15 protein-coding genes and 3 pseudogenes are annotated in these 19,715 nt (G+C 70.4%); 9 read left to right on the top strand and 9 right to left on the bottom strand.

Annotated elements, in window-relative coordinates; translation table 11 throughout:
- Positions 1 to 32 precede the first annotated feature (32 nt).
- From ACWIF2_RS08645 to ACWIF2_RS08630, 4 genes are all read left to right on the top strand, one after another.
- Complete coding sequence (locus tag ACWIF2_RS08645; RefSeq protein WP_454359396.1) at positions 33 to 632, top strand: molybdopterin-dependent oxidoreductase; 600 nt, start codon at positions 33 to 35, stop codon at positions 630 to 632.
- On the top strand, positions 602 to 1,345 hold the full coding sequence (locus ACWIF2_RS08640) for a ferredoxin reductase (RefSeq protein ID WP_454359395.1): 744 nt from the start codon (positions 602 to 604) through the stop codon (positions 1,343 to 1,345). The genes ACWIF2_RS08645 and ACWIF2_RS08640 overlap by 31 nt, the downstream gene beginning before the upstream one ends.
- Positions 1,346 to 1,356: 11 nt before the next feature.
- The gene (locus tag ACWIF2_RS08635; protein WP_454359394.1) at positions 1,357 to 1,653 is read left to right on the top strand and encodes a DUF6510 family protein; all 297 of its coding nucleotides are present in this window, start codon (positions 1,357 to 1,359) and stop codon (positions 1,651 to 1,653) included.
- 272 nt (positions 1,654 to 1,925) lie between these two features.
- Positions 1,926 to 2,663, top strand: coding sequence for a flavodoxin family protein (locus tag ACWIF2_RS08630; protein WP_454359393.1), 738 nt, complete (start codon positions 1,926 to 1,928; stop codon positions 2,661 to 2,663).
- Positions 2,664 to 2,729: 66 nt separating this feature from the next.
- On the opposite strand, the gene ACWIF2_RS08625 is transcribed toward ACWIF2_RS08630, so the two are convergent.
- Positions 2,730 to 3,395: an RraA family protein gene (locus ACWIF2_RS08625; protein WP_454359392.1), complete on the bottom strand. Its 666-nt coding sequence runs from the start codon at positions 3,393 to 3,395 to the stop codon at positions 2,730 to 2,732.
- A 271-nt stretch (positions 3,396 to 3,666) separates the two neighbouring features.
- Here ACWIF2_RS08625 and ACWIF2_RS08620 point away from each other — a divergent pair.
- Positions 3,667 to 3,959, top strand: a pseudogene (locus ACWIF2_RS08620) (hypothetical protein); the annotation flags it as partial.
- Between the two features lie 45 nt (positions 3,960 to 4,004).
- Here ACWIF2_RS08620 and ACWIF2_RS08615 read toward each other — a convergent pair.
- Positions 4,005 to 4,211 carry a hypothetical protein gene (locus ACWIF2_RS08615; protein WP_382493367.1) on the bottom strand — a complete coding sequence of 69 codons (207 nt, stop codon included), beginning with the start codon at positions 4,209 to 4,211 and terminating at the stop codon, positions 4,005 to 4,007.
- Positions 4,212 to 4,327: 116 nt separating this feature from the next.
- Positions 4,328 to 4,527, bottom strand: a pseudogene (locus ACWIF2_RS08610) (MFS transporter); the annotation flags it as partial.
- Here ACWIF2_RS08610 and ACWIF2_RS08605 point away from each other — a divergent pair.
- Positions 4,503 to 4,773: pseudogene (locus ACWIF2_RS08605) on the top strand (MmyB family transcriptional regulator); the annotation flags it as partial. The pseudogenes ACWIF2_RS08610 and ACWIF2_RS08605 overlap by 25 nt on opposite strands.
- On the opposite strand, the gene ACWIF2_RS08600 reads toward ACWIF2_RS08605, so the two are convergent.
- The 3 genes from ACWIF2_RS08600 to ACWIF2_RS08590 all read right to left on the bottom strand — a co-directional run bounded on the left by ACWIF2_RS08600 (position 4,742) and on the right by ACWIF2_RS08590 (position 8,559).
- Positions 4,742 to 6,511 carry a caspase family protein gene (locus ACWIF2_RS08600; RefSeq protein ID WP_454359391.1) on the bottom strand — a complete coding sequence of 590 codons (1,770 nt, stop codon included), beginning with the start codon at positions 6,509 to 6,511 and terminating at the stop codon, positions 4,742 to 4,744. The pseudogene ACWIF2_RS08605 and the gene ACWIF2_RS08600 sit on opposite strands and share 32 nt — an antisense overlap.
- Complete coding sequence (locus tag ACWIF2_RS08595) at positions 6,508 to 6,900, bottom strand: hypothetical protein (RefSeq protein ID WP_454359390.1); 393 nt, start codon at positions 6,898 to 6,900, stop codon at positions 6,508 to 6,510. The genes ACWIF2_RS08600 and ACWIF2_RS08595 overlap by 4 nt, the downstream gene beginning before the upstream one ends.
- Positions 6,901 to 7,104: 204 nt before the next feature.
- A complete protein-coding gene (locus tag ACWIF2_RS08590; protein WP_454359389.1) occupies positions 7,105 to 8,559 on the bottom strand; it encodes an MFS transporter in 1,455 nt (484 codons plus the stop codon).
- Positions 8,560 to 8,637: 78 nt separating this feature from the next.
- Between ACWIF2_RS08590 and dusB the strand changes: the two genes are divergently transcribed.
- Positions 8,638 to 9,771 carry a tRNA dihydrouridine synthase DusB gene (gene dusB, locus ACWIF2_RS08585; RefSeq protein WP_454359388.1) on the top strand — a complete coding sequence of 378 codons (1,134 nt, stop codon included), beginning with the start codon at positions 8,638 to 8,640 and terminating at the stop codon, positions 9,769 to 9,771.
- Here dusB and ACWIF2_RS08580 read toward each other — a convergent pair whose 3' ends face one another.
- The 3 genes from ACWIF2_RS08580 to ACWIF2_RS08570 all read right to left on the bottom strand — a co-directional run bounded on the left by ACWIF2_RS08580 (position 9,772) and on the right by ACWIF2_RS08570 (position 15,080).
- Positions 9,772 to 11,568, bottom strand: coding sequence for a sulfatase-like hydrolase/transferase (locus ACWIF2_RS08580; protein ID WP_454359387.1), 1,797 nt, complete (start codon positions 11,566 to 11,568; stop codon positions 9,772 to 9,774). It abuts the gene before it with no gap.
- 165 nt (positions 11,569 to 11,733) lie between these two features.
- On the bottom strand, positions 11,734 to 13,671 hold the full coding sequence (locus ACWIF2_RS08575; RefSeq protein WP_454359386.1) for an amylo-alpha-1,6-glucosidase: 1,938 nt from the start codon (positions 13,669 to 13,671) through the stop codon (positions 11,734 to 11,736).
- Positions 13,668 to 15,080, bottom strand: a complete 1,413-nt coding sequence (locus ACWIF2_RS08570; protein ID WP_454359385.1) for an MGH1-like glycoside hydrolase domain-containing protein — start codon at positions 15,078 to 15,080, stop codon at positions 13,668 to 13,670. Before ACWIF2_RS08570 ends, ACWIF2_RS08575 begins: the two co-directional genes overlap by 4 nt.
- A gap of 121 nt (positions 15,081 to 15,201) precedes the next feature.
- On the opposite strand from ACWIF2_RS08570, the gene ACWIF2_RS08565 reads away from it, so the two are divergent.
- Both ACWIF2_RS08565 and ppdK read left to right on the top strand, forming a co-directional pair.
- Complete coding sequence (locus ACWIF2_RS08565) at positions 15,202 to 16,440, top strand: ROK family protein (protein ID WP_454359384.1); 1,239 nt, start codon at positions 15,202 to 15,204, stop codon at positions 16,438 to 16,440.
- A gap of 405 nt (positions 16,441 to 16,845) precedes the next feature.
- Positions 16,846 to 19,593 carry a pyruvate, phosphate dikinase gene (gene ppdK / locus ACWIF2_RS08560; RefSeq protein ID WP_454359383.1) on the top strand — a complete coding sequence of 916 codons (2,748 nt, stop codon included), beginning with the start codon at positions 16,846 to 16,848 and terminating at the stop codon, positions 19,591 to 19,593.
- Positions 19,594 to 19,715: the final 122 nt, after the last annotated feature.

Genomic DNA, 19,715 nt, shown 5'->3' with positions numbered 1-19,715 from the left:
CTGACCGTTGCGCTGAGGAAGGTTATGCGCGTATGCCCATCATTTCGCCAGGATTCCACGGCCGGCGGCCCGCCGACGGCAAGAAGCTTCCGCCCGGCCAGTACGAGACGTTCGACTTTCCGGTGCTTTCCGCCGGCCCGACCCCCCATGTGCCGCAGGAGGACTGGGAGCTTGCGGTCGTCACGGAGGAAGGGCGGCGCCACAGCTGGGACTGGGCGGCCCTGCGGGCGCTGCCGACGGAGACTCCCACGGTCGACCTGCACTGCGTGACCAAGTGGTCGAAGTACGACACCGAATGGCGGGGCGTGTCCTTGGACGTCCTGCTCGAAGATGTCGAGACGGCGGCGGACTTCGCCCTCGTCCACTCCTACGGCGGCTACACCACCAACATCCCGCTGGAGGACCTCCTCGACGGCAAGGCATGGATCGTGCACGACTACGACGGCCAGGAATTGGCGCCCGAGCACGGCGGCCCAGCCCGGCTTCTCGTTCCCCACCTGTACCTGTGGAAGTCCGCGAAATGGGTACGCACGATCGAGCTTCGCCTCGACGACCAACCAGGCTTCTGGGAAAGCGCCGGCTACCACAACTACGGAGACCCATGGCAAGAGCAGCGATACCAAGGCGACTAGGTGAACGACTTCGCTGGAGAACCGCTCAGGTGGCGGACCGGCGTACGGAGTCGGCAACGGCCACCACGCTCGTCCTGAGCGTGCCGGACTGGCCCGGCCACCTGGCAGGCCAGCACGTCGATGTCCGGCTGACGGCGGAGGACGGGTACAGCACGCAGCGCAGCTACTCGATCGCGTCGGTGTCGAACGGCGAGCATGTGGAGCTCACGGTACAGCGCGTGACCGGTGGGGAGGTCTCGCCCTATCTGGTGGACAAGCTCCTGGTCGGGTGCCTCGTAGAGATCCGCGGCCCCGTTGGCGGCTGGTTCGTGTGGCAGCCCGAGCAGCCGGAGCCGGTTCTGCTGGTGGCAGGCGGCTCCGGAATCGTGCCGCTGATGTCCATGGTCCGCACCAGGGAGTCGGTCGGCAGCCGCGTCCCGTTCCGCCTGCTGTACTCCCTACGGGGTCCGGCGGACCTTCTCTACGCCGCCGAGCTGCGCAAGGGGGCGCCCGGGTTGGACACGTCGTACATCTATAGCCGGGTGACACCTGACGGATGGCGTCGGCCGGCGGGCCGACTAGCACCGGAGGACCTGGCGAGAAACGGCTGGCCCCCGGAGTTCGAGCCGGCCTGCTATGTATGCGGCCCCACCGGTTTCGTCGAGAAGGCCGCCGCCTACCTGGTACTTCTCGGCCATTCCCCTGATCGCGTCCGTACAGAACGATTCGGCTAGCGGAGGGTGACATGATGGTTTCGGACGGCTACACATTCCGCGAGCCCACCTATACGGACGGCAACGCGCTCGCAGGGCCCTTCTCGGAGATTTTCGCGGTCGATGTCACCGCCGCGACCAGCCGGTGTGCGCACTGCAGCCGCACGGGTCCCCTCGGCGGGCTACATGTGTACGACCGCGCCCCCGGCCGCATCGCCCGCTGCCCGGGATGCGGGGAGGTCATGATCCGCATGGTCCACGGCAATGGAGAGGTCTGGCTCGACATGAGCGGCACCGCGGCGCTTGCCATTCCCCTGGACGACCAGTGAGCAGGAGATGAGAGTGTGCGCCGCGGCGGGAACGGATCGCCGCCGCTGTCACCGGTAAGTCCCCGGGGCCGGGTCCCGTTGATGCGTTCTTCTGCGGTGGCAGGGAAGGGGGTCGGCACTCGTGGACAGTCGGCGGCCGTGCAGCCGTTGGGCTGGTGGTGTGGTCCTCGGTCGCAACCCGTGCCGCAGCCGCCGCAGAAGGCACTTGGCCAGCACCATGGACGGCGTTGCACCGCCGTGACGGCACGGTGGCAGAATCCCAGGAGCGCTCTGTGACCGCCCAGCCGCCGACTGCCGATTCGCTGCCTGACCGCTACGACGACCTCCGCGCCCTCGTCGTCAACTGCACCCTCAAGCGATCGCCCGAGGTGAGCAACACCCAAGGACTCATCGACAAGAGCCGGGCGGTGATGGAGGCACAGGGAGTCCAGGTCGACGTCGTACGAGCTGTCGATCACGACATCGCGACCGGTGTGTGGCCGGACATGACCGAGCACGGGTGGGAGAGCGACGAGTGGCCGGCCCTGTACGAGCGGGTGATCGCGTCCGACATCCTTGTGCTGGCGGGGCCGATCTGGCTGGGTGACAACAGCTCCGTCATGAAACAGGTCGTCGAGCGGCTGTACGCGTGCTCGGCACTCCTCAACGACCGCGGCCAGTACGCGTATTACGGGCGGGTCGGTGGGTGCCTGATCACGGGCAACGAAGACGGAGTGAAGCACTGCGCCATGAACGTCCTGTACAGCCTCCAGCACCTCGGGTACACCATTCCACCGCAGGCGGACGCGGGCTGGGTCGGTGAGGCCGGGCCAGGACCCTCGTATCTCGACCCCGGATCGGGTGGGCCGGAGAACGATTTCACCAATCGCAACACCACCTTTATGGCCTGGAACTTGATGCATCTCGCCGCCATTCTCAAGCGGACCGACGGCATCCCCGCTCACGGAAACCAGCGCGCCGAGTGGGACGCAGGAGCCCGCTTCGACTATCCGAACCCCGAACACCGATGAGCTGGCGGGTGGGCGGCCGTGTGACGTGGATGCCGTTGCTGCCCGTCAGGGCGGGGTTGCCGGCGGCTACTCCTTCGGCGCACCGTCGTCTCCACGATCGCCCTCCCGGCGATTCTTTTCTACGTAGCGTGCTTCGTCGCTCACCACTTGTACGGCCTCCTCGAGGACAGCCAGAACCTCCGCCCCCGGGATAACCGCCGCCCCGGCGGCGTCGGCGAACACGTAGTCTCCGGGACGCACCACCACACCCGACACCACCGCGGGCCGGTTCGCCTCGAACGGGGTGACGGCGTCCCCACCCCATCGCACGGCTTCGCCACTGCAATATGCGGCGAACTCGTACTCCGACAGCTCTGCGAAGTCACGCAGGCGACCGTCCGTCAGGATTCCGGCGAGCCCGTGGACAGCGAGCGGGGACAGCTTGACCTTGCCGCCGAGCGACGCGTCCGGGTACCCGTTGCTCGCCAGAACCAGCACCCGTCCCTGACCCCCGTCGCGGATGGCCTCGCGGAAGAGTTCGGCGAAGTTGTAGCGCTCGGGCGGCAGAGCCTTCTGGCACGAGGGCAGATAGGAAACGGTGACGGCCGGGCCGAAGAGCAGGCGATCCGGCGTGGGGCTCTTCAGGTCGGTCAGATGGCATCGGTGCCGATGAAATCGCCCCATCGCGTCGACGACGTCAGCGGTCCGGACACGAACTGCCAGTTCGCGCAGTCGCGACTCTTCCTCCACCATCGGACCTCCTGCTGGCCGGAACCGTCAGGCTCGGACATGGGGCCGGGGTTCGTCCCAAGTGTGGGCCGGCAGTCAGGTGCATGCTTAGCACTTTGGCCGCGGCCTGGCCTGCGGCGGCGGGAACGGCGCCGCAGGCAACGTCGCCGAGCTCTTCGAGCAGCACTCTCCATCTTGCGCCGCATACGGAGCGACTGCTACACGAGAATCACGCGCCCGGTGCCAGTGCCGGTGCGCGCGGGCCTCGCCGTCGGCCTCCCATCAGCCCGATGGCCGCCTGCAAGGCCGGCCGCCGCAGCTGACGGACTTCCGAGCTCGTCTGCCTCGCCGTCGCGCAAGCGCTGCTGGGCTTCACCTCGGAGTCGCGGTGGCTGTGATTCGTGCACTCTCGCCTGGGCGCAATGTTCCCGTACGTGCCCGTGCAGCCGGGCTGGAACAAGCGGCTGAGGGCCGCGTTGCCTGGTGTGCACCCCGGCCGGCATGCCGATCCTGTGGGCGCTGGCGAACCCGACGATAGACGAGCGCGAGGTACTGACCGCAATGCTCGACCGCGAACCCGAGACGGTCACGGACATTCGGAATGACTCGTCCAGGGCCGGCCCGCCCGGCCGTTCAGGCCGCCGTCGGGTCCACCGTCGCCTGATGGGCCTCCGCCAGATGTTCCTCCGCCTTCAGCCAGGGCAGGAACTGCGCTCCTCTGCGCCAGCCGCAGGTGTCGCATCTGATCGTGCGCTGCATGCCCGTGCGCTGTACCCGCACCACGTGTTCGCGGCCGTGCTGGTCCCAGCGGCTCACCTTGCTCGTGTCGATCTGCGTCATGACGCCTCCCGCGTCCAGGAATCCGGCCCGTCCGGTCCGCTCGCAGTAAGGAGTGTGCGGCAAGACCAACATCAACAGGGTTTCCCCGGATGCGAGTTATCAGGCCGCGAACTGTCTCAGACGACCTCGCGCGGCAGCCTGAGGCTCAGCAGGCCCGTCAGCCCACCCCGGCGAGCTGTACCAGCAGCGTCGTGACCAGGGCGTCCCGCATGCCCATCCCCGGGACCAGGGACAGGAACAGCGTGCCCAGGGTGGCCACACCGAGGGCCAGTGCCGACTGCTGAGTGGTGATCATCACGCCTGATGGCGGCCCGCTTCCGCGCCGCGATGGCCGGCCATCTCACCGAGCCCGCCTGGAAGATGCTGCGCAAGCGCCTGCGCACGGAGTCCCCCGAGTTCCGCACGGCCTGGGACCGCCACGAGGCGCCACGTCGGCCGCATCACCGTCGACCACACGGACCTGTGGCTGACACCGGGAGCGGGGCCGCGGATCGTGACATACGTGCCATCGGACGAGGCAGTGTCTCTCCTCACCAATGCGGGCTGCCCACCAGGTAGGTGATGCCCGCGAGTACGGCCAGGATGAGTACCGGGATCGCCAGGCCCTTCGCCACTGCGGTCAGGGCGTGCGTGCCGCTCGCCGTCTTGCCCGTGTAGAGCTTTCGCCGTGCTCCCAGTTCGTGCCGGGCGAAGGCGCCGGCGACCAGCGCCAACGCACCGGTGATCAGGCACACGATGAGCGGTGTGAGTGCTCCGTGCTCGCGGATGTTGTCCTCGATACGGCCGTACACCCCTTCGTCGCCCCGCTCGGTGATGGCCGTTACCCCCGCCTTGAGGGCCAGTACGAGCGTGATGACCGCCGTGACGGCGAGAGCGAGGGCGGCACCGGCCAGGACGGGAGCGGGTCCGGACGGGGAGGTCGGGGGCGGCTTCTTGGGAGGGGGCGGGATGCGCGTGGGCCCGACGACCACCGGGTCCCGCTTGCCGCCCGACTCGGCCGTCCGCCCTTTGGAGTTCGGAGGCTCGCCTCCGCGCTCGGGTACCGGATCCACCACCGCCTCGACGTGGATCAATGCCTCGTCGGCCACACCCTTCAGCACGATGTCGCCGGACAGACGCCCCCCGGCCGTCGTGTCGACGTGGACATCCAGGCCCCGCTGGGTCGGATCGACCCGCAGCCACGTCTGTTTGGACTGGGCCACGCAGTGACGGGCCAGCGGTGGGCCGTGCAGGGTCACCGACTGCTTCCGAGGGGGCGAGCCCCTTGGTACCTGGCCGAAGTCCAGGTGGTCCGGGGACGGTGCCAGGTGGATCTTGCTCAAGGCGTCGGACGCCAGTTCGGCGATCGGCTGGATGTCGTTCCGCGCGACCTCCTCCAGGTGCTGACGCGCCCCTTCCGCCATGGGCAGCTCCCTGCGCTGGAGTCGTTTGCGCAACTCCGTCACCGCGCCCTGCCGGGTGAGGAAGTCGTCGCTGTTCATGGCCGCCCGCAGGGAGGGCGGCGAGGGATCGGCGACGATCTTGATGCGGCCCCGCCGACTCTGTGCCAGATGCAGCTCCCCGCGCAGCTCCGCCGCCTTCTTCGGCGTCTGATGGGGGTTCTGCTCCTGTACGTGCCTGTAGACGTACTCGTACAGGTCGTCCAGGGAGACTTTCCCGTCCGCGTCGAGGTCGGCCTCGCCGGTCTCCAGGCCCTCGACGACCGCGTGCGTGAACAGCGAAGGCCGCGGACCGGAGTTCTCCGCGAGTTTGCTGCCCTCGAAGGCGTACTCCATGGAGTCCGACGCGGTGATCACGGCCCACCCCCGCCCCGTGGCCGGCTCGCCCTTCGCGAACGACTCGAGGACGTTGATCTCTCCGGAAGCGCGCACAGAGGTCGAGCCCCGGGAGAAGGCGCCGCCGTAGCAGCAGTCGAGGAACAGGACGGTGCGGCCCGCCCGGGTGCCGTACATGCAGCTTCGGACGAACTGCGAGGGGACGGCCGTTGCGGCCAGCAGCGGGGGCTCGGTGTCGCTCGCGGCCAAGTACAGCTCGCCGGACTCGCTCTTGATGCCGTGACAGGAGAAGTGCAGCAGGAGCGTGTCGGCGCGGCCGCGCTCGTTGAAGAAGCGCTGGATGCGCCTGCGCATCAGGTCGGCCGACGCGTTGTGCACGACCTCCACCTCGAAGTCGCCGATCTGCGGGTCGTGCAGCACCCTCTCCAGGGCGGCGGCGTCCTGGGCGGGCGCCTTGAGCTTCTTGAGCCCCTGGTCGGTGTACCGGTCGTTGGCGATGATCATCGCGTGTCTGGATTCCGTCATGGCTCGGCTCCAGCCGGGGAATGGCGCTCGACGAAGATCCTGAACGCCTCCGCGACCTGTTCGTCGGTCGCCTCGGACACCTCCAGGACGTCGTCGCCCATCTGCAGACGCATGGACGGGCGGGTGTCATGGCGCCGGCCCAGCCACGACCGGAGCACGGTCGCCACCTGGCTCAGCGCGGTCGCCGAGCTGCCCAGGGCCACCAGCAGGGCACCGATCTGAGTGACGTCAACGGCCCGCGCTCCGGACGGGGCCTCCCCGCCGGGGAGTGTCGTGACGTCGTCCACGTCGAGCTCGAGCAGTTCCTCGCGCAGGTAGGCGGTCAGTTCCGCGACATGTTCGGCTTCCGCGTCCTCTTCGGCGAGGAGGATGTGCAGTGTGTTGTCCACCGGCTCAGCCCCTTTGTTCGCAACGGTCGGGGCGGCGCAGAGTCGGACGATCGGTGGGCTCTACGTCTTCACTTCCAGTTTCTGCTGCTCAGAACGGGGTGGCAAGTCGCGGACGGTGGAATGAGATTGAGGGTTCAACGGTCAGGTTCCTCACCTAACCGCCCGGGATACGCCCCGTGTTGTCCAACAGGCAACGAACCACGGCTACGTGGCACGGTCCGCGGTCACCATCACATCCCGCACCTCAGCCGCCTCCAGCCTCTCCGCGGCCCGCTCGGCGGTCCCCCGGGCCCACCGCCCACTCGTCACCGCCCCCAGCGCCAGCACCGCGAACCCGCAGGCCGCGAGGATCCACCACCCCGGCCGGGCCGCCGACACGAACGTCTCCCGATACGACGACGAGCCCACGCCGGAGGCGAGCACGGCCCCCACCACCGCGACGCCGAGCGTCTGCCCGAGCTGTCGGCTCGTCGAGGCCACCGCCGCGGCGACACCCGCCTGCGCACGCGGCATCCCGGACACCGCCGTGTTGGTGATCGGCGCGTTGACGAAACCGAAGCCGATGCCGAAGAGGACGTACCCGGCGAAGAGCGTGACATTGGACGTCTCGGCCTCGAACGCGGCGAACAGCACGCCGCTCGCGGTCATCGCGAAGCCGGCGATCACCAGCGGGAGACGTGGGCCGCGGGTGCCGACCAGGCGGCCGGAGAGCGGGGCGCACAGGAACGTCGGAGCCGCCATCGGCAGCATCCACAGGCCCGCCTCCAGGGCGGTCAGACCGCGGACGTTCTGGAGGTACAGCGTGGACAGGAAGAGGAACCCGCCGAGCGCGGCGAACGCGCTGACCGCGATGACCGTGGCCCCACTGAACGGCGCCGAGCGGAAGAACCGCAGATCGATCAAGGGTTCCGTGCGGCGCGGCTCGTACCAGAGCAGGCCGAGGAGGGCGGCCAGGGCGACCGCGGCCAGCGGGGCGATGGAGGCGAACGGCGTGGTCGGCGCCTCGATGATCGCGTACGTCAGGGAGCCGAAGAGGGCGATCACCAGGAGCTGGCCGACCGGGTCGGGGCGGCGGGCCTTGCCGGCGCGGGACTCGGGGACGAAGCGCAGGGTGAGAAGCAGGGCCGCGAGGCCCACCGGCAGGTTGATCCAGAAGATGGAGCGCCAGCCGACCGACTCGACGAGCAGGCCGCCGACCAGCGGGCCGGCGGCCATCGATATGCCGACGACCGCGCCCCACACGCCGATGGCGCGGGCCCGCTCACGCGGGTCGGTGAACGTGTTGGTGATGATCGACATGGCGACCGGGTTCAGCATCGAGCCGCCCACCGCCTGCACCATCCGGAAGGCGACCAGCGCCTCCAGGTTCGGAGCGAGGGAGCACAGCACCGAGCCGATGGTGAAGACGATCAGGCCCGCCATGAAGACGCGCTTGCGGCCGATGCGGTCGGCCGTGGAGCCCGCGAGCATCAGTAGCGAGGCCAGGACCAGGGTGTAGGCGTCGATCGTCCACTGCAGGCCGGACGTGCTGGCGTGCAGGTCCTGCTGCATGGACGGCAGGGCCACGTTCAGGACCGTGTTGTCGAGGCTCACGATCAGCAGGCTCATACAGCAGATCGCGAGCACCAGCATGCGGCGGCGGGGGCTGAGCTCGGGCATGCGTGCCATCGTACGCCGATTTCAATAGTGTGGCTAACTAATGAATTTTACCGTCTCATTGCACGGCACAATGGATGCATGTCCACGCCCCTCCAGATCGGCCCGCACACCGTCCAGCCCCCCGTCGTACTGGCCCCCATGGCCGGGATCACCAACGCGCCCTTCCGCACGCTGTGCCGGGAGTTCAGCGGAGGTAAGGGCCTGTTCGTCAGCGAGATGATCACCACCCGGGCGCTGGTCGAACGCAACGAGAAGACCATGCAGCTCATCCACTTCGACGAGACGGAGCGGCCCCGGTCGATCCAGCTCTACGGCGTGGACCCGGCGACCGTCGGCAAGGCCGTCCGCATGATCGCGGAAGAGGACCTCGCCGACCACATCGACCTCAACTTCGGCTGCCCGGTGCCGAAGGTCACAAGGAAGGGCGGCGGCTCCGCGCTGCCGTACAAGCGGAACCTGCTGCGGGCCATCCTGCGCGAGGCCGTCAGCGGCGCCGGCGATCTGCCCGTGACGATGAAGATGCGCAAGGGCATCGACGACGACCACATCACCTTCCTGGACGCCGGCCGGATCGCCGTCGAGGAGGGCGTCACCGCCATCGCGCTGCACGGCCGCACCGCCGCCCAGCACTACGGCGGCACCGCCGACTGGGACGCCATCGCCCGGCTGAAGGAGCACGTGCCGGAGATCCCGGTGCTCGGCAACGGCGACATCTGGTCGGCCGAGGACGCGCTGCGGATGGTGCGCGAGACCGGCTGCGACGGTGTCGTGGTGGGGCGTGGCTGCCTCGGGCGGCCGTGGCTGTTCGCCGACCTGGTGGCCGCCTTCGAGGGGCGCCCCCAGGACATCGCCCGCCCGGCGCTGCGCGAGGTCGCCGACGTCATGGTCCGGCACGCCACCCTGCTCGGCGAGTGGATCGGGGACGAGGCGCGCGGGGTCATCGACTTCCGCAAGCACGTCGCCTGGTATCTGAAGGGCTTCGCGGTCGGCTCCGAGATGCGCAAGCGCCTCGCGATCACCTCCTCGCTCGAAGAGCTGCGCTCCGGCCTGGACGAGCTGGACCTCGACCAGCCCTGGCCCGCCGGCGCCGACGGGCCCCGGGGCCGTACGTCCGGCAACAACCGGGTGGTGCTGCCGGACGGCTGGCTGAAGGACCCCTACGACTGCGCCGGGGTCGGCGAGGACGCCGAGCTCGACACCTCCGGCGGCTGATCAGCCCTCCGAGCGGTGCGGTGTGGAGCCGTACGCCTTGAGGAAGCGGTCGCGGAAGGCGCTCATCTTCCACACCGGGGCGTCGGGGTCGGGCTTGAGGCCCTCCGTCCAGTTCCAGTCGGCGACCTTGTCGAGGACCTTCGGGTCCTTCGCGACGATGGAGACCGGCACGTCGCGGCTGGCGCGGATGCCGCTGACCCGGGCCATGGGCTGGTGGTCGCCCAGGAAGACCAGGACTGTGTCGTCGGTGCCGTAGCGCTCCAGCCACTGGGTGAGGCTGGTGAGCGAGTACTGGATGGACTTGCCGTACTCCTGCCGGGACTCGGTGGTGTCGGTGAGGACGTCCGAGGCCTTCTTGCCGGCCTTCTGGACGGCGTCGAAGCGTGAGCCGTCGCCGAGTTCGTCCCAGTCGACCATCTTCGGGAGCGGCGCCCAGGGCTGGTGACTGGAGGTCAGGATGACGAACGACATCAGCGGCTTGTCGCGCTTCTTGCCGTGCACCTGACGCTGGAACGCCTCCAGCGCGTATTGGTCGGGCATGGTCGACCAGCTGAACTTCGGGCCCTTGTACCCCAGGTCGTAGGCGTCGTAGAGCTTGTCGAGGCCGTACCACTTCTCCTCCGGCCAGCCCTTCTGCACGCCCGGCATCACGCCGACCGTGTCCCAGGCGCCGCTCTTGCGGAACGCCTTGGTGAGGGTGAGGTGGTCGCCCGCGGTGACCGTGCGGTACCGGCGCTGGTTGTCGATCCACAGGCCGGACATGGTCGTGGAGTGGCCGAGCCAGCTGCTGCCGCCGAAGGTCGCCGAGGTCAGCCAGCCGCTGCGGGCGGCGAAGCCGGCCTTCTCCAGGGCCTTGCCGCTGGTGTCGAGGGTGCGGTCGACGCCGGGCGCCATGATCGGATCCTCGACGGCGCTGCGGCCGTAGCTCTCGATGAACGTGAAGATGACGTCCTTGCCGCGCAGGTCGGGCAGGAGCTGGTCGGGCGGGGTGTTGCCGAAGGTGTCCGCCTGGGCTTGCTTGGCGAAGGCCGCCTCGTCGCGCAGGGACTCCACCGTCCGCTGGGCGTGGACCCTGAGCGCGCCGGCGCCGCGCTCGGAGGCGATCGGCCCGCCGAAGAGCGTCAGGCCCATCGCGGAGCAGGTGACCCAGACCACGCCGGCGATCAGCGCGCCCCGGGCCGCCCGGGGCCGGTGGCGGACGAGCAGGTCGCTGAGCCGGACCGTCGCCGCGACCATGACGGCCGCCAGCAGCAGGACCAGCACGATCGCGCCGACGGCGGCGGCGGTCGCGACACCGCCGCCCAGGGTGTCCCCGACGTACGCCTGGGCGTCGGGCAGCAGGTCCCAGTCCAGCGCGGCGTTGAAGCCCCGGCCCAGATACTCGTTGAACCCCATGTCGAGCAGGTTCACGGCGGTCAGCGCGGTCAGGCCGAGCCCGTACAGCGTCGCCGCGGCCAGCCGGGGCCGGCGCGGCAGCCACAGCATCACGACGGCCCCGACGACCGCCTCGGCCGGTATGCGCGTGAAGCTCTTCGGCCCCACGGCGGGGAGGGTGTTGGGCAGCAGCAGGGCGCCGAGGATCAGGGCGGCGGCGAGGGCGGTGGTGGTCCAGGAGAGGGCGCGGGAGGCGCCGGGGTGGCGGGTGCGCCAGGTGCGGAGGCGGGTGAGGCGGGATCCGAGGGCGGGACTCTCCGTCTCCTCGGTGACGACCCCCTCCTTCTCCGCACGCTCCGTCTCGGACTCGGCCCCCGGGGCACCCGGCTGCGATGACTGGCGGAGGCGTGTGAAGACAGGCACCCGGAGGTCCTTCCCGTACGAAACCCGGCGAGGTGGCGGACCCGCGTGGGGGTACGGGTCCGCCTCAGTTCCGTACGGGGCGCCCACCAGGTGCGTTCAGCCCGCCGGGCCAGCGCTCGGCAAACACCCGGCAAACGCCCGGCCAACCGTCCGACCGGCCGCTCTTCAGACGCCCCCGACCGCCGTGAGCAGTGCCAACGGGGCCGAGGCCGAGCGAGATTCGCGTACGCACGCGTGCGGGTACGGCACCGGCTCCGGGTGGGTGTCGCGGCCGTAGCCCGCGAGGACCTCCGGGAGCCGGTTGCCGGTCGCGGTCGCCGCGTCGACCAGGCCGCGGGCGACCGCGCGGGCCTCGTCGTGCAGTCCGTAGCGGGCCAGGCCCAGTGCGATCAGCGCGTTGTCGTGCGGCCAGACCGAACCGCGGTGGTAGGAGAGCGGGTGGAAGGCCGGCTGGCCCGCGGCCAGGGTGCGTACGCCCCAGCCGGAGAAGAAGTCCGGTTCGAGGAGGCGCCGGCCGACCTGTTCGCCGTACTCCTTGTCCAGCAGGCCCGACCACAGCAGATGCCCGGCGTCGGAGGCCAGGGCGTCGACCTGGTCGCCCCGGCCGTCGAGCGCGAGCGCGGGGAAGGAGTGCTCCGCCATCCAGAAGTCCCGCTGGAAACGGTCGCGCAGATCACCGGCCGCCTGTTCCAGCAGGTCCGCGTACGTCCCGTCCTGCCACACCGTGCGCGCGAGCCACGCCGTGCGGCGCAGCGCGTCGTAGGCGTAGCCCTGGGCGCCCGCGGCCGTCACCGGCCCGTGGGGGCGGGTGCCCTCGGCGGAGCAGATGGCGCCGGGGGAGTCCTTCCAGTTCTGGTTGGCGAGGCCGCCCTGGTCGGCGCGGTAGACGAGGTAGCCGCGCGAGGTCAGGCCGCCGTGGTCCAGCATCCAGCCGACCGCCGCGCGGGCGTGTGGCTCCAGACGGCGGGCCAGGACGGTGTCGCCGGTCTGTTCCGCGTAGGCGCCGAGGAGGACGAGGAACAGCGGAGTGGCGTCGACCGAGCCGTAGTAGCGGCCGTAGGGGACCTGGCCGAAGTGGGCCAGTTCGCCGTGCCGCACCTCGTGGACGATCTTTCCGGGCTGGGCGACCTCGCTCGCGCCGGCATCCGTGGCCTGGGTCGCGGCGAGCGCGGGCAGGGTGGCGGCGGCCAGCCGGGGCCGGTAGGGCAGCGCGAACAGCGACGTCAGCAGGGCGTCCCGGCCCAGCAGGGTCAGGAACCAGGGGGCGCCGGCGGCCGGGACCCGCAGTTCCTCGCCGTCCGGGCCCTTCGCCGGGACCTGGAGCGCGGCGAGGTCGGCGAGGCCCCGGGAGCAGGCGGCGGCCAGCTCGGGCCAGCCGGCCGGGAAGGCCAGGCCCTCCACGAACTCGCCCTCCCGGGCGAGCAGTTGCTCCCGAACGGCGGCGGGGGAGCGGGGGACGCGCAGGGCCCGCTTCTCGCCGTGCGGGCGGGCCATGACCCGCAGGATCAGCTCGGCCGTGCCGTGCGGTTCGAGCTCCAGGGTCCACACCAGGCGGCGGGCGCCGGTGCCGGTCTCCTCCACGGCGTTCGGATGGGGGTCGGCCGTCACCGTCGTGCACGAGCGCCACTCGCCGCGCCGGTAGGTGAACTCCACGCCGTGGCCGAGGACCTGGCGGGAGCGGACCGCACCGGCCTTGGTGTAGGTGCGGTGATCGGAGCGCAGCTCGAACTGGTCGGTGAAGTCGGCGTCGGCGGTGAGCGCGAGGCGGACCGTCGTCGGCGTCGGGCGGTTGCTGGTGATGCGCAGCGACTCCACGAACGAGGCGTCGCCGACGGCCTGTTCACGGAAGAGCGTGCAGGCGGGCGGCTCGTTGCGGCCGCCGCGCGGCACGAGGACGCAGCGCGCGGTGTCCCCGTCGGCCACCGGCGTCAGCGTGTCGGGCACGGCCCCGTCCACGGTGAGCTGCCACCGGCTGAGATGCCGTGCGTCCCGTACGAACATTCCGTCCGGGGCGCTGCCGCCCCGGTAGCCGCTGATGTCGCCGCGGTCCCCCACGGCGGCGAACGTCCCGCCGTGCACGAGCAGATGATGCCGGTCCGTCATGCCCGGTCCCCTCCCTTGATCGCCGTGACGCCGTTTCTGTCCCCTGCGGGCCGGTCGTGCAGCAGGTCGAGCGTGAGCGCGGCGGTCCAGCCGAAGCCGGTGGCGCCGCAGGCCTGTGTCGTGTACGGGTCGACGTACTCCGCGAAATCGGAGGCGCCGGCGGTGTGCAGGATGCCCTTGCGCAGGGCGTCGGCCCGGCCGCGCTCGCCGTGCAGCCGCAGGCCGCCCTCCAGCAGCCAGTTGGTGTTGAACCAGGCCGGGCCGCGCCAGTAGCGGTGCGGGTCGAAGGCCTCGCCGAGCAGGTCGTAGCTGGGCACCAGGCGGGTGGTGCCGCCGAGGCCGAAGTGCGGGCCGCACATCGTGCGGACCAGGGTGCCGGCGAGGTCGCGGGGCAGGGACGGCAGCAGCAGCGGGATCAGCCCGGAGACCCCGCGCTCGGGGATCAGCTCCCCGGCGCGCACGTCCCGGCACAGGAACATCCCCGCGGCGGGCTCCCACAGCCGCTCCACCAGGGCCGCCGTCAGCCGCTCGGCGCGGGCCTGCCGGGCCGAGCCCGCCGCGCCCAGCTCGTGGGCGATCCGGGCCAGGGCGTACTCGGAGGCGATGAGCAGCGCGTTGAACGCCGGGTCCTCCACGGCGAACTCTCCTGCCCCGTCGGCGTATCCGCGGTCCCGGTAGTCGCTCGCCAGCCGCACGTACCGCCCGTAGTCCAGGTCCGTCGGCCGGTCCTCGGGGGAGCCGTGGTCGAGGTCGGCGCGGCGGAAGGAGCGGGCCGGGGCCGGGGTGACCCGGGAGAGCGGACGGTCCCAGCAGGGGCTGTTGTCCATGCCCTGCTCCCAGGGGTGCACGACGGACACCAGTCCGCCCCCGCCCAGGTCGCGCTGGTGCAGCAGATACCGGTGCCAGGCCGCGAGGCGGGGATACACCCGGGTGAGGAAACCGCGCGCCCGCGACAGACCCGGGTCGGCGAGGTGCACCAGCCACGCTGCCAGCGCGTGGACCGGTGGTTGCACGATCCCGGAGGTCTGTACGGTGCGCGGGGCGCCCGCGGTGCGTCCCGCGGTCGAGGAGCGCCAGAAGTCGGGGCTCGGGAAGTACGCGTCGAGGGGGACGGAGGGGTTGAAGACGATGTGCGGGATCCGCCCGTCCGCCCACTGGGCCGCCAGCAGCGTGTCCAGTTCCGTCTGGGCGCGTAACGGCGAGACGTGCCGCAGGCCGATCGCGATGAACGCCGAGTCCCACGACCACTGGTGCGGATACAGGCTGCGCGAAGGGACGGTGGACGTCCCCGTCCAGCCTTCCTCCAGCACCGCGGCGGCCCTGATGTGCAGGGGTGAGGCGGTGCTGGACGGATCGTATGCAACGGTGCGTCCCGTAGGACGTAGGGCGCGTTGGGCGGTGCGGTCCACTCGGGGCTCTCCGGAAAGACGTCCGGCCGGCAGGTTCGGCTGCGGCTACTGTGGGGTTACGTCTATTTAACACGCAAAACCCACTATGTAAGGCAAGGTTGGGAAACACAAGGGGGTGTGCATGACCGGACAGCCCGGGATGACGGGGCAGAGAACGGGACGAGGGGTCGGCCAGGCGAGCGCCGGCGAACTGCTCGAACTGGTGCGCAGTCGCCGCGCGGTGACCCGGGGCGCGCTCCAGCAGGCGACCGGACTGTCCAGGGCCACCGTCGGGCAGCGGCTCGACCGGCTGTTCCGCGCGGGCTGGCTGCGCGAGGGCGCCGGGGGGCCGGTGGACTCCCCGCTGGGCGGACGCCCCTCCATCACCCTGGAATTCGACGACGAGCACGCCGTCGTCCTGGCGGCCGACCTCGACACCCGGCACGCGCGGGCGGCCGTGCTGTCGCTGAGCGGCGAGATCCTCGCCGAGCACTCCGGCACCCTGGTCATCGAGGACGGGCCGGACGTCGTGCTCGGCGAACTCGGCCGCTGGTTCGCCGAGCTGCTGGAGAAGGCGGGCCGCCCGGCCGAGTCGGTGTGCGGTGTGGGGCTCGCGGTGCCCGGCCCGGTCGACACCGAGACCGGCCGCGTCGTCCAGCCGCCGATCATGCCCGGCTGGGACGGCTACGGCATACGGGGGCGGCTGGCCCGGGCGCTCACCGAGCACACCGGCGCCGCCTCCGTGCCCGTGCTGGTGGACAACGACGCCAACCTCATGGCGTACGGCGAACAGCGCAGCGGCTACCCCGACTGTTCGGCCTTCGTGCTGGTCAAGGTCTCCACCGGCATCGGCGCCGGGGTCGTGGTGGACGGCTCGGTGTTCCGGGGCGTGGACGGGGGCGCCGGGGACATCGGGCACATCCGGGTGCCGGAGGGCGCCCAGGCGCTGTGCCGGTGCGGTTCGTACGGCTGTCTGGCCGCCGTCGCGAGCGGTGGGGCCGTGGCGCGGCGGCTGGCGGAGGCCGGGGTGCCGGCGGCCTCCGGCTCGGATGTGCGGGACCTGCTGTCGTCCGGGCACCCCGAGGCGGTCGGTCTAGCGCGGGAGGCCGGGCGCCGGGTCGGGGACGTGCTGGCGACCGTGGTGACCCTGCTGAACCCCGGAGTGCTGATGATCGCCGGGGATCTGGCCGGAACTGCCTTCCTGACAGGTGTGCGCGAACTGCTCTACCAGCGGGCGCTGCCCCGCTCCACGGCCCACCTGGAGGTGGTGACCTCACGGCTGGGCGAGCGTGCGGGGCTGGTGGGAGCGGGTGCGATGGTCGTCGAGCATCTGTACGCCCCCGAACGGGTCGAGGAGCGGCTGCGGGCGCTCGGCGTGTGACCGGGACATTTCGCCCCCGCTACACGTCCGCATGGTGAAATCCGGCTGGCTGTGGCAGCGTGATTCTCGCCACCCCTGATAAGGGTTGCGCTCAGATGAGCGGATCTTGAGCGGCTGCACTTCTCCAAAGGGTGGCACTGAGTGCCATGCTTTGATCGTTCATCGATCGAACTCAAGCGTGGTGAACGACGCTCAGATGAGCGATCCGAGAGTTCGATAGAGGTTTATGCGTTCAAGAAGTGAACACATGCGGCTGTGATTGCTTGCCAAGCCTTGACTTTCGATCCGCTGGCGGACGAGTGGTTACAGGCGCATGACGCGCGCATGGACGTACCCAGACGCCTTCGATCTGGGTATGTTCCTGGCCGTCAGGGCAGCCACCGCGTCCTCGAGGAGTCGAGACCCGTGTCGGAAAACAAAGATCTCCCGGTAGCCGAGCAGGCCGCGAGCGTTGAGGGCGTGAAGTTCGTTTACGACTTCACCGAGGGCAACAAGGACCTCAAGGACCTCCTCGGTGGCAAGGGCGCGAACCTCGCCGAGATGACCAACCTGGGCCTTCCGGTCCCGCCCGGCTTCACGATCACCACCGAGGCCTGCAAGGTCTACCTCGACAGCGGCGAGGAGCCGGCGGCACTGCGTGACGAGGTGAGTGCACACCTCGACGCGCTCGAGGCCCGTATGGGCAAGAAGCTCGGCCAGGCGGACGACCCGCTGCTGGTGTCGGTGCGCTCGGGCGCCAAGTTCTCCATGCCCGGCATGATGGACACCGTCCTCAACATCGGCCTCTCCGACAAGTCGGTGCAGGGCCTCGCCAAGCAGGCCGGCGACGACCGCTTCGCCTGGGACTCCTACCGCCGCCTCATCCAGATGTTCGGCAAGACCGTCCTCGGCGTCGACGGGGAGCTCTTCGAGGACGCGCTGGAGGCGGCGAAGGCGGCCAAGAAGGTCACGGTCGACACCGAGCTGGAGGCGGCCGACCTCAAGAAGCTCGTCACCAAGTTCAAGAAGATCGTCAAGACCGAGGCCGGCCGGGACTTCCCGCAGAGCCCGCGCGAGCAGATGGACCTCGCCATCCACGCGGTCTTCGACTCCTGGAACACCGACCGGGCCAAGCTCTACCGCCGCCAGGAGCGCATCCCGCACGACCTGGGCACGGCCGTCAACGTCTGTTCCATGGTCTTCGGCAACCTCGGCCCGGACTCCGGCACCGGCGTCGCCTTCACCCGCGACCCCGCCTCCGGCCACCAGGGCGTCTACGGCGACTACCTGCAGAACGCGCAGGGCGAGGACGTGGTCGCGGGCATCCGCAACACCGTGCCGCTCGCCGATCTGGAGCAGATCGACAAGAAGTCGTACGACCAGCTGATGCAGATCATGGAGACGCTGGAGAACCACTACAAGGATCTCTGCGACATCGAGTTCACCATCGAGCGCGGTGTGCTGTGGATGCTCCAGACCCGCGTCGGCAAGCGCACCGCGGGCGCGGCCTTCCGTATCGCGACCCAGCTGGTGGACCAGGGCCTGATCGACGAGGCCGAGGCGCTCACGCGTGTCAACGGCGCCCAGCTCGCTCAGCTGATGTTCCCGCGCTTCGACGAGAGCGCGAAGGTCGAGCAGGTCGGCCGGGGCATCGCGGCCTCGCCGGGCGCGGCGGTCGGCAAGGCGGTCTTCGACTCGTACACGGCCGTGAAGTGGTCGCGTTCGGGCGAGAAGGTCATCCTGATCCGCCGTGAGACCAACCCCGACGACCTGGACGGCATGATCGCCGCCGAGGGCATCCTGACCTCGCGCGGCGGCAAGACCTCCCACGCGGCCGTCGTCGCGCGCGGCATGGGCAAGACCTGTGTCTGCGGCGCCGAGGAGCTGGAGGTCGACACCAAGCGCCGCCGGATGACCGTGCCGGGCGGGCACGTCGTCGAGGAGGGCGACGTCGTCTCCATCGACGGCTCCTCCGGCAAGGTCTACCTCGGTGAGGTGCCGGTCGTGCCCTCGCCGGTCGTGGAGTACTTCGAGGGCCGGATGCACCCGGGCGCCGACGACGCCGACGAGCTCGTCGAGGCCGTCCACCGGATGATGGCCTTCGCCGACCGCAAGCGCCGGCTGCGCGTGCGTGCCAACGCCGACAACGCCGAGGACGCGCTGCGGGCCCGCCGCTTCGGCGCCCAGGGCATCGGCCTGTGCCGCACCGAGCACATGTTCCTCGGCGACCGGCGCGAGCTGGTGGAGCGGCTGATCCTGGCCGACACCCAGAACGAGCGCGAGGAGTCCCTCAAGGAGCTGCTCCCGCTCCAGAAGCAGGACTTCGTCCAGCTCTTCGAGTCGATGGACGGCCTCCCGGTCACCATCCGGCTCCTGGACCCGCCGCTGCACGAGTTCCTCCCGGACATCACCGAGCTGTCCGTCCGGGTGGCCCTCGCCGAGTCCCGCCAGGAGCCGCACGAGAACGAACTGCGCCTGCTCCAGGCGGTCCACCGCCTGCACGAGCAGAACCCGATGCTGGGTCTGCGCGGCGTGCGTCTCGGCCTGGTCATCCCCGGCCTGTTCACCATGCAGGTCCGGGCGATCGCCGAGGCCGCGGCCGAGCGCAAGGCCGCCAAGGGCGACCCGCGCGCCGAGATCATGATCCCGCTCGTCGGCACGGTGCAGGAGCTGGAGATCGTGCGCGAGGAGGCCGACAAGGTCATCGCCGAGGTGGAGGCTGCCTCGGGCGCGCAGCTCAAGCTGTCCATCGGCACGATGATCGAGCTGCCGCGCGCCGCCCTGACCGCCGGTCAGATCGCCGAGGCGGCCCAGTTCTTCTCCTTCGGCACGAACGACCTGACCCAGACGGTGTGGGGCTTCAGCCGGGACGACGTGGAGGCCTCGTTCTTCACGGCGTACCTGGAGAAGGGCATCTTCGGAGTCTCCCCGTTCGAGACGATCGACCGTGACGGCGTGGGCTCCCTGGTGAAGCTCGCCGCCAAGGCCGGCCGCGAGACCCGCCCCGACCTCAAGCTCGGCGTCTGCGGCGAGCACGGCGGCGACCCGGAGTCGGTCCACTTCTTCCACGAGGTCGGACTCGACTACGTCTCCTGCTCCCCGTTCCGCATCCCGGTGGCCCGCCTGGAGGCCGGCCGGGCAGCGGTCCAGTCCCAGGGCAGCGACCACCGCTAGACCCGCGGCCCGCTTCAGGGCCACCCAGAACCCGGAGCCGTCGTCGGTCCCCGACCCTCACCGATCGCGGCGGCTCCGGACTTCGGAGGAGAACGGGGGCGGCACCTTGTGCGGAGGTGCCG

The organism is Streptomyces sp. NPDC055506 (assembly GCF_053643595.1).
Note: the sequence above shows the minus strand (reverse complement) of the source record. Positions and strands in the feature narration are given on the sequence as shown.